The following is a 13,712-nucleotide window of genomic DNA, read 5'->3' on the forward strand; positions in this document are numbered from 1 at the left end:
CGCTCAGTGGCGGAGCAGCCACTGACGATCAGCAGCAGTGACAGCGCAAGCGCGGTTCTTTTCCGAAAGCTCGAGTTCATAGGATCGGATCTCATTTTCCAATGTGTCTCTGGCGGCCTGCTCGGCGGCCTTGGCCGCCTCCAGGCGCTTGCGATGCTCTTCGCCGGCGCGGGCCGCCGCATCGCGCTGGCGCTCCATCTCGTCGGCCCTGGCGTCGGCCGCAGCCTTCTCGGCCAGCACGACATAACCGGCGCGCGCCTGGCGCGCCGCGGAGGGATAGCCGATCGCAACGGCATAGAGGTGATAGAGAAGCAGCCCGGCGGCGATGCCGGCGCCCATCTTCAGCGTATCGAGGAGGCCGAACATCAGACGCCCTCCAGGCAGAAGGCACGTTCCTTCTGCCGGCGGCGCGTCAGGCCGGGAAAGGTGATGCCGGCGGCGCGGTTCCACTTCAGCAGCGCCTCGCAGCCTTCGGCCGTCCTGCCCTGATTGATAAGCCGGACCGCGCTCGAACCGCAGGCCGCCTTGACGCCGACATTGTAGGCAAACGAGGTCAGCGCCACGAAACGCGCATCCGGCAACGGCACGCGCACGCAGCTTTCGATGCCGCGCGCATAGGTCTGAAGCTCCAGCGCCAGCAGCGCCTTGCACTGCTCCACCGTCCTGCGATCCCCGGGCTTCACCCCATTGGTGCTGCCATAACAGATCGTCCAGGGCTGCCCCCCGGTCGCCGGATCCGGATAGGCATTCTGCCGCAGCCCCTCGAAGCTGCCGACGAGTGCCACGGCCATGGCAGCCGCAGCACTACCCTTCTGAAGGCGGTTTGCCATTCAGTTCTCCTGAGATTTGCTGTTGAAAGACGATACGGGCGACGATCGCCGCCGCGGCCAAGAGGCCGGTCATGACCGACATGCCGAGTTGGATGTAGACGTTGCGAGGCATCCAGGTGCCGGCGACGAAATTGATGACGGGCTCGAGGACGATGAAGCTGAGCGCAAGCGCCATCAGGCGGACGCTCCAGGCGCGCCGCAGCACCGCGCGCCAGTTATGGACGAGCATGGGGTGGGCTCCGGGTTGTCGTGGGGCGTGAGTGGACTGACTTCATAGCCAGCGCTTAATATTAGTACCGCGAGGTACACTAATAGTTGTCTATTGCTAAAGTTTTCGCTTAACGGTTACGTTAGCGAAATGAGATCATCACAACATTCAAATAGAATCGCAGGCTTGGATACTGTCAGAGCGGTTGCTGCTCTGTCTGTTGTGTTTGCGCATTTGCTTGGGCCGTCGATGCCTGGCATTTCGCGTTACATCTTCACAGGCCACCCCGCCGTTATCGCCTTCTTCGTGGTTTCAGGCTTCTGCATTCATTACCCATACCGGCGGCAGGAGCTCCGAACCGCCCCGTTCCTCGCCGGCCGGTTCCTTCGCATCGTACCACCGTCCGCGGTGGCGTTCATCATGGCGCAAGCACTGGGCATTAGGGCATACAATCCCATCGACGGCTTCATACTCTGGTCCGTCGTCTGCGAGGCGGTTTACTATTGCCTTTATCCGCTGTTCCTGCCGGCGGCTCGACGCATCGGGTGGCCGCTGATCATCGCCGCGTCGGTCATCGCATCGTATGGCATTGCGATCGGCGTAGGCCCAGATCATTACGGCAATGCCAAATCATATGGGCCGCTGCTAAATTGGATCGTCGGCCTTCCCGCCTGGCTGATCGGCTGCTATCTCGCTGAAAATTTCGACCGCCTGAAACTCGCCGGCAATGTGTGGCTCTGGCGCGCTGTCACAGCGGCGACTGCGTCCGTTCTATATTGGGCAACGATCAACACGCCCGCTGGCTTCTACCTGACCATGACGCCATTTTCCGCGCTGGCGGCCTGCTGGATCATGGCCGAGATCAGGAGTGCGGCAGACCGAGGCCCCGTAAAGACGCTTGAAGCCATAGGCGCCGCCTGCTTCTCGATTTATCTCGTCCACATCATCGCCGCGACCGCTGTTGAATGGTTAGTAACGCCGCCGATCGTCGTCTGCACCCTTTCGCTAGCGCTGGTTTATCCGTTCTATCGTTGGATCGAGAAACCGTGCCATGCCGCCGCGCGCCGGGCTAAGGCAAAGCTGGAGCACTTGGAGGTTAGACGCCGCTTGGACGAAGGCGTCGATTTTGGTGCTGAAAAATCCCTGTAATGCAAAAGGCGACCCCACAGAGCCGCCTTCTCTGACTTGAGAGGGTCGGAGCCGACTATTTTGACAGGATATAGCAGTGGAATGCACTGCGTTCGTCGTTAATGGCGCCCATAGCCGCGAGGGGAGTGGCAAACATTTTGAGAGCGTTTAGCCACTCAGCTTTTATGCCGGGCATCTTCTGACGATCAACGCCATTAACCATCTTCATGAGCGCCGGGAACATCGGCCGGAAACCAATATCCCAAGTCTGGATTATCGTCTTTGGCAAGTGCTGCGAGTGGTGTGAAACCGAAAGCCCCGCTCTTGCGAAAATTTCTCGCCAATCTTCATCCGATTTCGATTGCTTGATATTGTCGCTCAGTCTGCCGCGATCAAGAAGCTCAAGCCACTTCCATCGTTCGTCTTTTGTCTCAACATACAAAGAGTTGTAAAAACTATACTCCGGAAGCGTGTCGTTCGGGAGCATCAGGCAAATCGCGCCGCCCGGCTCCAAGATTCTTCTCAGTTCCGTGAGAACGCTTATCGGGTTGTCGAGCCAATAAACGATGTTCGAAAAGATAGATCTGAAAGAATCGTCATCGAAAGGAAGAGGGCCGTTCCCATCGCCTTCAATAGTTTCCTTGTAGAATCCCAGCGCTGCCGCTTTCCGCAACAGGTTAGCCTTGTGATCGAAGCCAACGCTTATCTGATATGATGCTGGCATGGTGACTAGAGGGTCGAAACTCTCATCGTACGCGTCGTACACATCAGCGTTTTCATAGAATCGGTCGAGTTGTTCCGTCTTCTGGAAGGCGTCGAATTCGGCACTAAACCGACCTCCCGCTCTAATGAACGAAAACAGCCCGTCTCCGCATCCAAAGTCCAGCGATCTGCCTTCGAATTCGAAGCTTTTCATCGCCTCGATATCCAAATACCTCCAGATAGCGGTCTCCGGCCGGAGCCAAAACACGCTCAACAACTGTTCTAAAACCGAAGTCATTTGATCACCACTGCCCCACATTTCGTCCCGCTATACGATGGAAGTCCGCCTGGTTCAACGCGGATGTGCGAGTGCCTGCGTGAAAGCAAGGAAACGAAGCGGACCTTTGGGCCGATGACCCAATTTTCTCAGAGTGGCGTGCGTTCCCGTCCTGCTGGGCTACCTATGGCTTCACGGCCTCGAACAGTCCGGTGCGACGAAGCACTTAGCCGGCATTTCAACAAGCATCATGCAGCCCTCCCACACGGGAAATAGAAACCATCGGTCCACATCCAAAAACTGCCGGCTGCGCCCGCGACTTGGCGGATCTGCTTGCTGGTGTTTGTCCATATATCCGCTGAGCCGACGGCATAATTGCTGGCGACTTGGACAGTGCCGACGTTGCCGCCGTCATTGCCGATGCTTGCAAACAATATCCCCTGCGAGGGATCTGAAAAAAGCGCCGAGGCCGTCGTAGCCGTGGAGGTATACTGGAATCTCAATTTTGCCTTAACGCGCGCTCCATTTGGCACTGTCAGCGCCAGAAGCGTCGAGGTCGTAGAGATCGCGGCACCGACAGCATCCTTGATCGGCGTCACGAAGGTGTATTCGTCGCGCGGATACATGACGAACTGCCGAATAAGCGAGGTGGCGTCTGTCAGCACCACGCCGATGCATTTGACGATGGTATAGCCGGTGAGCAGCGTCGGGGTGACGCCGGCGATCGTCGCCGAGGTCGAAAGCACCACGTCGAAAGACAGGTCGGCGTCCTTGCGCAAAGCGTAGGCGAAGTAGGTCGCATTTGCCGCAACGGCGCCGGCGTCGAGGCCGCCCGCGCCGGTTCCCGCCGCAAATGTTCCCGTCACGCGCTTGGTGAACGAGGCGGCGCTGGCAACGAAGCTTGCCCCCGACCTGGCGGAGCCCGCGGAAAAATCGACATGGGTGGTTGGGCTGCTGCTGTTATTGGAAAGGACGAGCCCGACGATGAAATCGCCGACGGCGGAACTGTCTGCTTTGCTCTGGATCCTGGCGAAGAGCTTGTTGGTGAAGAAAGCGGCGCCGGAACAGATGATTTCGACGCTGTAGCCGTCCTTGAGGACAAGCGTGGCCGCGCCGTCGATCGTCTCCGACCCGTTCGGGTCAATCGTCACGTCGCCGCCATCGGCGATGATGCAATAGTGCCAGTTTGCGCCGAGCGTTGCCGCCGCGGACAGGGTGAGCGTGGCGGCCGCGGTAAAGCGGTGGACGGCGTTGTCGTCGGATGCAAGCGCGGTGTAATCGCCTGACTTCGCCGCATAGACCGACGCTTTATCGAAGGTGATGTCGACGCCGTTCTGGGTGAAACCCAGCACTCCGCCGCCCTTGAGATAGAGACCGGTCTGCGGGTTCGAGGCGAAGCCGAGGCCCGGCGCCGAAACGGTGCCGCTTGCGGCCTTGAGCGGCGCGGCCATCGGCGCCGAGCCGTCGCGCGGCAGCGAGTTGGTGATTTCGTTGCCGAGATCGGTCGTCAGCGCGTTCCATGGCGCCGGGTCGATGACCTGACCGACGGAAGGGGTCGTTCCGGCGGGTTTCGAATAGACGCCGGTAGATGGATTTCTGGGCATTTCCTTAGCTCCGAAAGGAAAAAAGCCCCGCGATTGCGAGGCCATTGGGACGTCCTGCTATTGGTCTGCCGCCTCCGCGGTGCCGACCGGGCTTTCTCGCATTGCTGCCTCTGAACTTCGATCAGGCTACCACAGGCCGCTTTGCCCTCGGGCCAGGAGTGCACGCACGAGGGCGGCCCCCTGCCCTTCGCGGGTTTGGTTCATCGTCTGCCGCGGATTGCGAGAGTCCGGCCGCGGTGTTGAAATGGACGGGTTTTCAGACAGGGCGAAGGGATCTGCAGCGCCGTCCGTCTGGTACTGCGGCAGAAAGCTCTTTGCTCTCGCAAGCCGGTTTGCCACCTCCTTATTCCCTGGAACATCGTAACCGTCAAATTGCCAGGCTCTGTTCATCAGGCGTTGCGCCTCCTCGAGCGATTGAGCGGCATTCAGTCTGGCGATCAGGCGGGGGTCCTCCTGTAGGAAGAACTCGGCCTGTGTCTGCGGACTGATCGCCCCCGGCTTTTCGCCTTTGACGGCAGCGAAGTCGAAAAGTGCCTGCAGGCGGGAATTGCGCCACGACATGATGGCGCCTGATGTGCCCGGCTTTCCGCTCTTGCTCCGGTCGGACCAGGAGCCATTGGCTCTCTTGGCCGAGAACTGGCTTTCGGACTGGCCCGTCGAGGCGATGGCCGCCAGACCGTAAGGGTTGGTGACCTTGATGATCGATCCATCCCGCTGCTTATAGCCGTTCTTCACCGTATCCATGAAGCCGTTGAAAACATCGACGTCGACGGGTTGCTGGCTGGGAGTGCCCCTTGTCGTCTGCCGGTCGCTGCGGTTGGGTCTCGGTGTCGGAACGGGCACGTTGCCGGGCGGGGCGAAGGGGCCGTTGGCGGGCGGAGCGAAGGGATCGTCGCCGGGCTGAGCGGGCGAGATCGCCGGCTGCTGGCGGCGTTCGTCCGTCGTCATCTGCGAATCGGGATATTCCGGCCTCGGCGTCGGAATGGGCACGTTGGTCGGCGTAGCATGTGCGGCGGGCTGTGCCGCGATCGCCGCTTCAATCATGCTGTCGGGATAAAGAGCGCCCGATGTCCCCTGCTCCTGCGTGATGAGGGCGCGAACGAACTTCTTTGCCATGACCGGGTCGTCCAGGCGGATATCGTCGTCAGGACCGATGCCCATCATTCGCGCGATGTTGGCAGCCGCCGTAAAAGAGTCGGGCGTCCATCCCTTTTTTCCAGCGATGATCTGGTTCGGCGTCAGCATGCCTTCTCGATACTTCTTCATGATCTGCCAGACATTGTGCTCCATGCCCGCTTGCGGTGTGGCATAGAGGACTTGCGGATCGCCCTGGTCGGTGTTCTCGGAGGGGCCGATGATCCCCGGCCTACGCTGCCCGGCGTACTTTAAATTGGTGGGATTGTTGTTGCGCATGCCGGGCGGCAGCTCGGCGCGACGAACGGGATCGGACAGAATGGTTTCGAGTTCGCCGCCATCATTGGCGGATCCGGCAGCACCGCCGCCGGCAGCCGGCGCCGCGGGCTGTTGGCGGCGCTCGTCGGTCGTCATCTCCGGGGCGCGATAGCCGGGCCTCAGCGAGGGAATGGGTCCATTGTCAGGCAACGGAGCGAAGACATCGTCACCCGGCTGATCGGCCGCCATCGGCTGCTCACGGCGATAGTCGGTCGTCACCAGCGGGTCGCGATAGGGCCTCGGGGTCGGAATGGGCGGATTGGCCGGCGGCGCAAGGGGATCGCCAGCGCCGTCCACCAGAAACTGCTGCAGAAAGCCATTTGCCTGCTCGGTCCTGCGGGCAGCCTCGCCGCCCGGCTGATCGTAGCCGGCAAATCGCCAGGCACTGTTCATCAGGCGCTGCGCTTCCTCGACCGATCTTGCGGCATTCAGCCTGGCGACCAAGCGGGGATCCTCCTGCAGGAAGAACTCGGCCTGCGTCTGCGGGCTAATCGCACCGGGCTGTTCGCCCCTGGCGGCCGCGAAGTTGTAGAGGTTCTGCAGGCGGGCGTCGCGCCACGACATGATGCCGCCCGATGTGCCCTGCTTCCCGCTCTGGCTCGGATCGGACCATGAGCCGTTGGCTCTCTTCGGCGAGAAGCTGCTTTCGGCCTGCCCCGTCGAGGCAATGGCGGCGAGTCCAAAGGGATTCGAGACCTTGGTTTTCACCGTCCTCATGAAGTCGTCATAGACGGCGCTGTCGACAGGCTGTGCGGCCGATCCACGGCGATGGCCGGTCGTCCCCTGCGGCTCCCGATAAGGCCGCGGCGTCGGGATGGGTGGATTGTCGGGCAGCGGAGCGAAAGCATCGTCGCCAGGCTGCTCGGACGCCATCGGCTGTTCCTGGCGATAATCCGTTGTCACCAGCGGGTCGCGATAAGGTTTCGGCGTCGGAACCGGGGGATTATCAGGCAGTGGGGCGAAGAGGCCGGCGCCGGGCTGAGCGGCCGGGGGCGCAGCCTCTCTGGGGCGGCCCTCTGCCGCCGCGGGATCCGGATAGAGGGGTCTCTCGCCGGGAATGGGCGGGTTGTCAGGCAACGGCGGGAAGTCGCCGCTGCCAGGCTCGCCGGCTGCCGCCTGCTGCTCCTGCCTGCGGATCGCCAGCCCGCCGATCAGGGCCTGGACGAGACGTGCGGCTCCTTCCCAGGGGGATTTGACCGGGCCTGTATCCATGCCCTGTTGCAGCATGGCGTAAGCCAGCCGCTTGCGCTCGTCGCTGAGGTCTTCCTGTGTTTTGCCGGTATTGCCGCCGAAATTGGTTGGGATCATGCCACTGCCCTTTCGTAGTCGACGCGGTCGAAGCCGTCTGCTTGGTCGAACACTGCGTCGGGATGAATCTTGTGTAGATCGTCGGACACGAGGCCGATCCAGATCGGGCGGCCGTCCTTCTATCGGTGGAGGATGCTTCAGCCGCCGGCCGGCTTCATCGGCTTGCCGCCGAAGAGCAGCGACAGGAAGCCGGGAAAGGGCGCGGGTGCGGAAGACGCGGCCGCTGGCGCGGCGGTCCCTGCATAGGCTCCCGGCTGCTGCGCCTGCTTCTGCTGGCGGAGCGCCAGGCCGCCGAGCCCGCCTTCCGCCAGCCGCGCCACCCCTTCCCACGGCGATTGCACCGGGCTCGTATCCATGCCCTGCTGCAGCATGGCGTAAGCCAGCCGCTTGCGCTTGTCGGTGATCTCGTCCTGCGTCTTGCCGGTATCGCCGCTAAAGAGGAAGTCCATCATGCCACGGCCCTTTCGTAATCGACGCGGTCGAAGCCGTCCGCGTGTTCAAACACCGCGTCCGGATGGATCTTGCGCACATCGTCGGACATCAGGCCGATCTGCATCGGCCCCCCCTCCTTGTAGCGGAAGGCGTAGACCGGCAGGCCGTTCTCCAGCGTGCCGACGCGTCTGATGTCTTCCTTCAGCCGCCGGTCGGATTTCATCGCCCAGCCGCCGAGCAGCGAGGAGCCGAGGCCGAAAAGGCCGCCCATTGCGGCATTGGATTGGGCGACCTGCCGGTCGTAGAGGCCCATCTTCTGGTTGAAGTTCTCGTTGATGAGCCCGGCCTGGTCGACGTTCGGCAGCTGCGTCGTCGGTGTGTTGACGTAGTTCGGCTGATGCACCTGCGAGCCCGACATCAGCGCCGAAATCTCGTTCAGCGGCTGGTTGCGCTCGGTCAGGATCGAATTCTGCGCATTCGAATACATGTCGCCGAGATATTGGTCGGAGGCGGCCTGCTTGCGGGTGGAAAAATCGCGCATGGCGTTGTCGTAAGCCGCCGAGCCCATCGAGATGCCCTTGTCGGCCAGGCTCTGCTCGAGGCTCGACTGATCGCGGTCCCACTGGTTGTTGAAGCCGGACTGCCAGTGATTGTTGACATATTTGTCGACATTGCCGGCGCTGAGATCGACATTGGTTCCGAGGATGCCGGAAATCTTGCCGGTCTGGTCGTTGGCGAGCCTGGCAAGGCCGAGCTGCGTCTGCTGCGTCTGGTCGTAGATCGCCTGGTTCTCGGGCGAATAGGTCTGATAGGCGGAATAGGTCGGCAGCTGGTAGCTCTTGCCGTTCTGATCCTTCATCGTCTGGTAGCCGGTGACCTTGTATTCCAGCGAACCATCCGGCGTGTACTGGTTGGTGTGGCTCAAGCCGGCATTGGCGATGGCGGTGTCGACGTTGGTGGCCGTCTGCGCCGCTGCGGTCTGGGTCGGATCAGGCGCCTTCGGGGCCTTTGGCGTGGAGACCATAGGGAAAATCCTCTTTGATGATTCCGTAAAGCAGGCCGTCGCAATCGCCGAAATAGCCGCGCTGGCGGCCTTCCGGCTCAGCGCCGAGTCGGCCAAGCAGCGTCTGCGCGTTGCTGTTGTCGGCGCGGGTGCGGCAGGTGGCGCGGCGGCAGCCGAGCTGGCGGGTGACATAGTCGAACACCGCCCGCATCAGCGTCAGCGACAGCCGGTCGGCGGCGAGCGAGATCTCGACATCGTGCCCGGTCCAGACGTTGAAGACGAAGCCGGCGATGATCCGGCCGCGGTCGACATGGGCAAGGGCCGTATAGGGCGGGTGAAATTCCACGCCGATCCTGGCTCCGACCCAGGCGGCGATCTCGGCGCTGGGTTCGCTGACGATCAAATCGGCGCGCCCCTCTCGTAGAGCACCGAGCCGCCGACGACCGCGGCTTCCGAGACGGAGCCCGACGAGCCTGAAATCAGCGCCCGGATCGTCGGCGCAAGCGCCGAACCGGCGCCACCGGCGGAGGCGAATTTGCGCACGAGCGAAATGCCGGGGAATTTCGCGACACCCCAGACCGCCGTTCCCCATTTCGCCGCCGCATTGTTCTCGACCGACGACAGCAGCGCGGTCGGCACCTTGGTCTGGTAGTCGACCGAAATGCCGCCATACATCAGCGTCGAAACGCCGATCTGCGCCGTCACGCCGATCAGCTTCGAGAGCTTGGTCGAGAGCCCGTCGCCGAAGCGGCTCCAGGCGCCGACCATCAGCGCGTCGATCGCCGCGCCATTGTCGTTCGCCCCGACTTCCGCCTCGTAGAGCGTGCCGTCGGCCGCGCCGAAGAACAGCCGGTCCTGCCATGTCGCCCAGCAGGAGGCCGGCATGCCGACGAAGCGGCACCAGGCGCCGGTCTCGGTGTTCATCACATACTGATAGGGGCCGTAGGAGGACGGCAGGTTGACGATCGCCATCTGCCGCGCCGGAAAGCTCGAAAGCTGCCACTCCTGCGAGCTCGTGCCTGATGCCGCCACCGTTTCGCGCCAGGTCGGGCCGATCCGGGCGGTGATCGCCCCGAGGCTGGTGGCGCCGCGATCGAGCTGCACCGCCTTGGTGATCGGCACGATCCCGTCCGTCGTCATGATCGCCAGATCCGCGCCGACCGACAGCAGGCAGCGGTCGCTGCCGAGCGGCCGGCCGAGCTTGAAGGTGCCGATCAGGCCCCAATTCGCCGTGCTCGAGGGGTCGGATCCCTGGAAGACGATCACCTCGCCCTCCGAGGAGATCAGCACCAGGCATTGTTGCAGGCCTGTCGCAACCGGGATCGTCCAGACATTGATCGCCACCAGCGTGCCGCCATATTTCATGTTGCCGCCGACCGGCAGAACCGTCGCCGCGCCGCTGACGGCGTCGGTCGCGAGGTACCAGACATTGGTCGAGTTCTTCTCGATGAACCACAGGCGCGAGCGATAGGCGGTGACGGCGGCAAGCAGCGAGGCGTCGGATATGCCTGTTATCATCGTCGAGGCGACATAGGGCGTGGCGGCCGCGCCCTTTTCGAGCTGCGCATTGGTGACCGTTCCCGTCACGGTGACGACAAGCGTGCCGGCGGCAGGCGTGAAGGAGAGCGACACGCGGTTGCCGGCGCCGGTGCCGTTCAAGCTGCCCGAAAAGGCGCCCGACAGCGTGACCGAGCCGGTGCCGAAGAAGCTCAGCGTATAGGCCGTGTTGCGCACGGCGACATTCTGGGTGGCGAGTGCCGCCGTGCCCACCAGGAAATTATTCGTCCAGGAGGTGCCGTTGAAGATCAGCGGCGTATCGAGGCCGTTGACGAGGCGCAGGAATTCCTGGCCGGCCGGGTTGGTATATTGCTGCACCGACCAATGGGCGCTGGCAAGGCCCGAGACGACGGGCGCGCCGGCAGCACCGCCCACCGTGACGTCGAAGATCTTGTCGCCGGCGGCGGCAAACAGCCGGTTGGTCACGCCGGAATAGGGAATGACCGTCTGCACGTCGGCGCCGAGCCCGGTGGAAAAGGCGAGGAAACCATAGCGGGCGCGCACCCGGTTTGCCTCGGGAAAGAAGTTGTCGAGCTGGAAGGCCGCGTCTTCAGGCATATCAGCCATCTCGACGTCGGTTCGCCAGCCGCCGATCGGCGCGATCCAGTCTTTGCCTGGCGAAACGCGGCGGGTGCGGCCGTTCGGGGGAAAGGGTGTGCGGGTCATGGGGTCTGCACCGTGATCGTGCCGGGCCAATAATTCTCGAGCCCTTCACCCCGCGCCGGCAGCGAGAGATCGACAGGGCTTGCGGCGCGATCGGCGCCGATGGCGGCTTCCTTGGTTCGTTCGAAGCTGGCGAGCTCCTCGCCATAGTCGAGGCCCTTGGCCCGCTTCCAGCGCCAGATCAGCGAGAGTTCGAGAAGCTCTTCGGGAAAGCGGGCCGTATCGGTGTCGTTGGCCCAGTTGCCGGCGGTGGTGGCGCCGCCGTTCACGGCCACCCAGAAGCCGGAGATATAGGCATATTCCATCGTCTCGCCGGCAACATTCGGGTAGATGTCGAGCTTGCCGCCGGCCATGCGCCAGATCTGCGGCACCGGATTGGCATTGAGGATCGTCTGGCGCTGCCAGCTCTGCGGCTCCACCGGGCCGTTGAGCGACCAGAGGCGCGAGACGTTCCAGATCCTGGCATTGGCGGCGAAGCGGTCCCAGTCGCCGGGCGGCTCGTCCGGCTCCGGGTTGGCGCCGGTCGCCTGGAATTGCCGCCGCAGCATCAGCGCCGACCAGTCATGCGCCCGCATCAGGTCGCGGCCGGCGCGGGTGGAGAGGATGCGCAGCTGCATGATCTGCGGATCCGCCGAGGACATGACGGCCGTCGGCGGATCGAGGTCGATCTCTGCGCAGACGTTCTGAATGATGGTCAGGAGCGACATGCAGGGGGTCTCCGGTTCAGAGCGGTGGGCGTGGGGTGTGACGTGGCAGGTGTGCCGTGTGGCCCCCTCATCCGCCTGCCGGCACCTTCTCCCCGCTGGGGCGAAGGGGTTATGCCGCGAGGTCTCGATTCCCTCTTCTCCCCAGCGGGGGTCCGAAGGACGGGTTGAGACCAGTGGCTCAACCCCGGTCGGTGGCCCGTAGGGCGGATGAGGGGGCCGCTTGTGTCAGCGCTTCATCAGGCTGCTTGCCGACCGCGGGACTTGCTGCCGCTTTCGCTTTCGAGCGCCTCGAACCGCGCAGCCATCTCCTTCATCTGCGCCTGCAGGCGGCTCACCTCGTCCTTCAGCCGCTCGTTTTCGGCGGCAAAGGCGGAAGCGGCGCTGGAGTTTTCGGCGGTGGCGAGATAGGCGCGGGCGGCGGCGGTGAGCTCGTTGGCGCCCATGCCGATCTTCTGCTTGGCGGTGTCGGAAAGCGCTGCCAGCTGCTCGACGGTGTAGATATTGACCGCCTCCAGCTCCTTGATCTGGCTGGGCTTCAAATAGGGCCATTGCGCCAGCGGCGTGCCGGTCAGCTGCTCGCGGGCCGCCGCCCCCTCCTTGAAGCGCTTATAGGCGTCGGCGAAGCGGATTTTGTCGTTGTCGGTCACCTCGCGATAGACTTCGGTGTGCTTGTCGCCGGCGATGAAGATGCGGACGAATTCCTTGTCGGCAAAAATCGGCCGGCCTTCTTTCTCGGTCAGAAAGGTCTGTTCGACCGGTTCGAGGCTGAAGGAGGCGTAGATTCCGGTGTTGTCGGGCATGTGCTGGTCTCGCTGTTGATGGCGGGGGAAATGGGGATAGGCGCGCGGGACACGCCAGCTGCGATGTTCGTGGCGATGGCTGCCCCTCACCCTAACCCTCTCCCCGTAATAACGGGGAGAGGGGACGTGCCCTGCTGAACGTTGGCGAGGGACGGAGACGTGGCGGCTTGCCCCCTTCGCCCCGTTTACGGGGAGAAGGTGGCGGCAGCCGGATGAGGGGCATGCCACGCATAGAAACATCGGCTGGCTTGGCTTAGTTCACCTTCGACAGAAACGGCCGCATCAGCGTCGCCTCGAGCACGCCCGTCGCCGTGATGGTGATAGCAGTGCCGTTGACCGTCGCATTGGCCGACAGCGTGATGCTCTGGACGACGCCATTCGGGCTGTAGGTGATGCCTGATATCGTCGTGCCGCCTGATATACCCGTGCCGGCGACGGCCGCGCCGATGAACGGCCCGGAACCGGCGCTGAGGCCGGCGAGACCGGTCAGCAGGCTGGAGCCGTTGACGGTGTTGGCCGTAAACGTCTGGTTGGCGGCGGCGAAGTTGACGTTGGCGATCGCCCTGGTGCCGACGGTTGCCGAGGCCGGGGCGCTCGCCTGGCCTGCGGTGGTGGTGGTTTCGGCAACGACGAGGGCCGCCGTTGCGGTCGCCACCTGCGACGGCGCCTGGCCGTTGCGCTGCAGCCAGAGGTGATAGGTGCCGGCGGCAAGGGTGATGGCGCCAACCGGGCCGCCGGTCAGCGTCGGCGGCTGGGCGGCACCGGAAAAGACGCCGCAGCGCTGGCCGACGACGGCGCCGGCCGTGGTCAGCAGCGAAGCGACATAGTCCTTGTTCCACTGGAACCACTGACCGGGCTGAAGGGTCGTCGGCGCGGCCAGCACCAGCTGGCAATAGACCCATTCGGCTTCACGGTCGCCGCCGGCAACCGCCCCGAGGGCGAAGTTCGGCCCGGGAATACCGGAGCCGGAGACGATCGGGCCTTCGACGACGAACGGGTTCGCGCCAAGACGATCGGACTGGATGGTTGCGATCGACATTT

At 63.4% G+C, this 13,712-nt stretch carries 14 protein-coding genes; 1 reads left to right on the forward strand and 13 read right to left on the reverse strand.

Annotation, left to right across the window (positions count from 1 at the left end; genetic code table 11):
* Positions 1-3 precede the first annotated feature (3 nt).
* From CO671_RS25435 to CO671_RS25445, 3 genes are read right to left on the reverse strand one after another with little or no spacing between them, the layout of a single operon-like run.
* On the reverse strand, positions 4-366 hold the full coding sequence (locus CO671_RS25435) for a hypothetical protein (RefSeq protein ID WP_097608223.1): 363 nt from the start codon (positions 364-366) through the stop codon (positions 4-6).
* On the reverse strand, positions 366-830 hold the full coding sequence (locus tag CO671_RS25440; RefSeq protein WP_097608225.1) for a lysozyme: 465 nt from the start codon (positions 828-830) through the stop codon (positions 366-368). Before CO671_RS25440 ends, CO671_RS25435 begins: the two co-directional genes overlap by 1 nt.
* Positions 805-1,059 carry a hypothetical protein gene (locus CO671_RS25445; RefSeq protein ID WP_097608228.1) on the reverse strand — a complete coding sequence of 85 codons (255 nt, stop codon included), beginning with the start codon at positions 1,057-1,059 and terminating at the stop codon, positions 805-807. Before CO671_RS25445 ends, CO671_RS25440 begins: the two co-directional genes overlap by 26 nt.
* A 129-nt stretch (positions 1,060-1,188) precedes the next feature.
* Here CO671_RS25445 and CO671_RS25450 point away from each other — a divergent pair, with 129 nt between their 5' ends.
* Positions 1,189-2,187: an acyltransferase gene (locus CO671_RS25450; protein ID WP_097608231.1), complete on the forward strand. Its 999-nt coding sequence runs from the start codon at positions 1,189-1,191 to the stop codon at positions 2,185-2,187.
* A 55-nt stretch (positions 2,188-2,242) separates the two neighbouring features.
* On the opposite strand, the gene CO671_RS25455 is transcribed toward CO671_RS25450, so the two are convergent.
* The 10 genes from CO671_RS25455 to CO671_RS25500 all read right to left on the reverse strand — a co-directional run bounded on the left by CO671_RS25455 (position 2,243) and on the right by CO671_RS25500 (position 13,710).
* Positions 2,243-3,166: a methyltransferase domain-containing protein gene (locus CO671_RS25455; RefSeq protein WP_097608276.1), complete on the reverse strand. Its 924-nt coding sequence runs from the start codon at positions 3,164-3,166 to the stop codon at positions 2,243-2,245.
* Positions 3,167-3,393: 227 nt separating this feature from the next.
* The gene (locus CO671_RS25460; protein ID WP_097608277.1) at positions 3,394-4,749 is read right to left on the reverse strand and encodes a hypothetical protein; all 1,356 of its coding nucleotides are present in this window, start codon (positions 4,747-4,749) and stop codon (positions 3,394-3,396) included.
* 126 nt (positions 4,750-4,875) lie between these two features.
* Positions 4,876-7,509, reverse strand: coding sequence for a phage tail tip lysozyme (locus tag CO671_RS33855; RefSeq protein WP_170965049.1), 2,634 nt, complete (start codon positions 7,507-7,509; stop codon positions 4,876-4,878).
* Between the two features lie 137 nt (positions 7,510-7,646).
* Positions 7,647-7,961, reverse strand: coding sequence for a hypothetical protein (locus CO671_RS25470; protein WP_245425035.1), 315 nt, complete (start codon positions 7,959-7,961; stop codon positions 7,647-7,649).
* Positions 7,958-8,965 (reverse strand): tail fiber domain-containing protein, encoded by a 1,008-nt coding sequence (locus tag CO671_RS25475; RefSeq protein WP_097608233.1) that lies wholly within the window; start codon positions 8,963-8,965, stop codon positions 7,958-7,960. Before CO671_RS25475 ends, CO671_RS25470 begins: the two co-directional genes overlap by 4 nt.
* Positions 8,931-9,347: a GNAT family protein gene (locus CO671_RS25480; protein ID WP_097608236.1), complete on the reverse strand. Its 417-nt coding sequence runs from the start codon at positions 9,345-9,347 to the stop codon at positions 8,931-8,933. The genes CO671_RS25475 and CO671_RS25480 overlap by 35 nt, the downstream gene beginning before the upstream one ends.
* Positions 9,344-11,167: a hypothetical protein gene (locus CO671_RS25485; protein WP_097608240.1), complete on the reverse strand. Its 1,824-nt coding sequence runs from the start codon at positions 11,165-11,167 to the stop codon at positions 9,344-9,346. The genes CO671_RS25480 and CO671_RS25485 overlap by 4 nt, the downstream gene beginning before the upstream one ends.
* Positions 11,164-11,871 carry a hypothetical protein gene (locus CO671_RS25490; RefSeq protein ID WP_097608243.1) on the reverse strand — a complete coding sequence of 236 codons (708 nt, stop codon included), beginning with the start codon at positions 11,869-11,871 and terminating at the stop codon, positions 11,164-11,166. The genes CO671_RS25485 and CO671_RS25490 overlap by 4 nt, the downstream gene beginning before the upstream one ends.
* A gap of 236 nt (positions 11,872-12,107) precedes the next feature.
* Positions 12,108-12,671, reverse strand: coding sequence for a hypothetical protein (locus CO671_RS25495; protein ID WP_010031475.1), 564 nt, complete (start codon positions 12,669-12,671; stop codon positions 12,108-12,110).
* Between the two features lie 253 nt (positions 12,672-12,924).
* The gene (locus tag CO671_RS25500; RefSeq protein ID WP_097608246.1) at positions 12,925-13,710 is read right to left on the reverse strand and encodes a hypothetical protein; all 786 of its coding nucleotides are present in this window, start codon (positions 13,708-13,710) and stop codon (positions 12,925-12,927) included.
* Between the last annotated feature and the right edge of the window lie 2 nt (positions 13,711-13,712).

It is taken from the genome of Rhizobium sp. M10 (assembly GCF_002531955.1).
GTDB classification, from domain to species: domain Bacteria; phylum Pseudomonadota; class Alphaproteobacteria; order Rhizobiales; family Rhizobiaceae; genus Rhizobium; species Rhizobium etli_C.

Coding starts and splice junctions, on each gene's coding strand:
- CO671_RS25435 (WP_097608223.1), bottom strand. CDS start 366: ATGTTCGGCCTCCTCGATACGCTGAAGATGGGCGCCGGCATCGCCGCC.
- CO671_RS25440 (WP_097608225.1), bottom strand. CDS start 830: ATGGCAAACCGCCTTCAGAAGGGTAGTGCTGCGGCTGCCATGGCCGTG.
- CO671_RS25445 (WP_097608228.1), bottom strand. CDS start 1,059: ATGCTCGTCCATAACTGGCGCGCGGTGCTGCGGCGCGCCTGGAGCGTC.
- CO671_RS25450 (WP_097608231.1), top strand. CDS start 1,189: ATGAGATCATCACAACATTCAAATAGAATCGCAGGCTTGGATACTGTC.
- CO671_RS25455 (WP_097608276.1), bottom strand. CDS start 3,166: ATGACTTCGGTTTTAGAACAGTTGTTGAGCGTGTTTTGGCTCCGGCCG.
- CO671_RS25460 (WP_097608277.1), bottom strand. CDS start 4,749: ATGCCCAGAAATCCATCTACCGGCGTCTATTCGAAACCCGCCGGAACG.
- CO671_RS33855 (WP_170965049.1), bottom strand. CDS start 7,509: ATGATCCCAACCAATTTCGGCGGCAATACCGGCAAAACACAGGAAGAC.
- CO671_RS25470 (WP_245425035.1), bottom strand. CDS start 7,961: ATGATGGACTTCCTCTTTAGCGGCGATACCGGCAAGACGCAGGACGAG.
- CO671_RS25475 (WP_097608233.1), bottom strand. CDS start 8,965: ATGGTCTCCACGCCAAAGGCCCCGAAGGCGCCTGATCCGACCCAGACC.
- CO671_RS25485 (WP_097608240.1), bottom strand. CDS start 11,167: ATGACCCGCACACCCTTTCCCCCGAACGGCCGCACCCGCCGCGTTTCG.
- CO671_RS25490 (WP_097608243.1), bottom strand. CDS start 11,871: ATGTCGCTCCTGACCATCATTCAGAACGTCTGCGCAGAGATCGACCTC.
- CO671_RS25495 (WP_010031475.1), bottom strand. CDS start 12,671: ATGCCCGACAACACCGGAATCTACGCCTCCTTCAGCCTCGAACCGGTC.
- CO671_RS25500 (WP_097608246.1), bottom strand. CDS start 13,710: ATGTCGATCGCAACCATCCAGTCCGATCGTCTTGGCGCGAACCCGTTC.